Genomic DNA, 1,175 nt, shown 5'->3' with positions numbered 1-1,175 from the left:
AGAAACAGGAAACATTACTTCTATTGCACGCAAGGCTGGTATTGATCGTAAAACGTTAGGTAGCTGGATAAAATCCTACGGAGATGAAGTGCGTGATGTGATGGGCAAGGAAGGCGTTACCGCCCTCTCTAATGATCCTTCTAAAGATGAGCTGCTTGAGAAGTATGAACAAGCTATGAAGCTACTTGGTGAGAAAGAGTTGGAAGTAGCGATGTTAAGAAAACTTCTTAAAAAAAACTGATACCCATTCAAAAACTTTTAGAAGAAGCTGAACTTTGGTTAAAGGAAGGGTTCTCAGTAAAAGCCATTATGAAGGCAGTGGGGGTGGAACGATCCGTGTACTATTACCATCAGAAGGACAAGAATCCCATAAAATTAGGCCGTCCAACACCAGGATATTCACTAAACGTATTTAAGGAAAAGGTTCCTGATGAACAAATTGAAGAATACTTAATGGAAGCGATTGAAGGAGAAGAAGGCATCTACGGCTATCGGAAATTAACACATTATTTAAGGACTGAACACCATTTAACGATCAATCATAAAAAGGTTCATCGGCTATGTGCTAAGTTAGACATTTTATTGCACAGAAGGTTAAAGTCTAAGTACCCAAGAAGGTTGGCTAAGCAACATACCATTACAGGTCCTAATCAGTTATGGCAAGTAGATATTAAATATGGATCTATAGAGAACAGTGGTCGCTTTTTCTTCTTAGCAAGTGCTATCGATGTCTTCGACCGATGTATTGTAGGCTATTATAGAGGCTCGAGTTGTAAAGCGAAAGATATTATCGGAATGCTTCAAGAAGCGTTAATGAGAAGGCAAGTGTCTGTTCCAGATGAAGAAGACGGGACTAGCATTATCATAAGGAGCGATAATGGGCCGCAGTTTGTCAGTGATCCCTTCGGGAAATTCTGTAAACTTTACAAAGTTTATCATGAACGAATACCACCTAAGACTCCTGATTTGAATGCTTATATTGAGTCATTTCACAGTGTTATTGAAAGAGAATGTTATCAAAGATACACCTATGAATGCTTCGAAGAAGCTTACTATCGAAGCGATGAATATATGGATTTCTACAATAACCGAAGATTCCACGGCAGTCTAAATTATCTTCCACCCAAGAAGTTTCATCAGCTGTATAAAGATAAAGGGTATCCAGAGGAGATGGC

At 39.1% G+C, this 1,175-nt stretch carries 2 protein-coding genes; both read left to right on the top strand.

The features are described 5' to 3' along the window. A partial coding sequence (locus G3O09_RS21975; protein WP_163103567.1) for a transposase occupies positions 1-241 on the top strand: 241 nt, incomplete at its 5' end. Between the two features lie 83 nt (positions 242-324). Beyond that, positions 325-1,175, top strand: an 851-nt coding sequence (locus G3O09_RS21970; protein ID WP_240338539.1) for an IS3 family transposase, incomplete at its 3' end; no start/stop codon positions are given.

The organism is Peribacillus alkalitolerans (assembly GCF_010882125.1).
In the GTDB taxonomy this organism is placed as follows: domain Bacteria; phylum Bacillota; class Bacilli; order Bacillales; family DSM-1321; genus Bacillus_BN; species Bacillus_BN alkalitolerans.
This window is presented reverse-complemented; position numbering and strand designations above follow the sequence as displayed.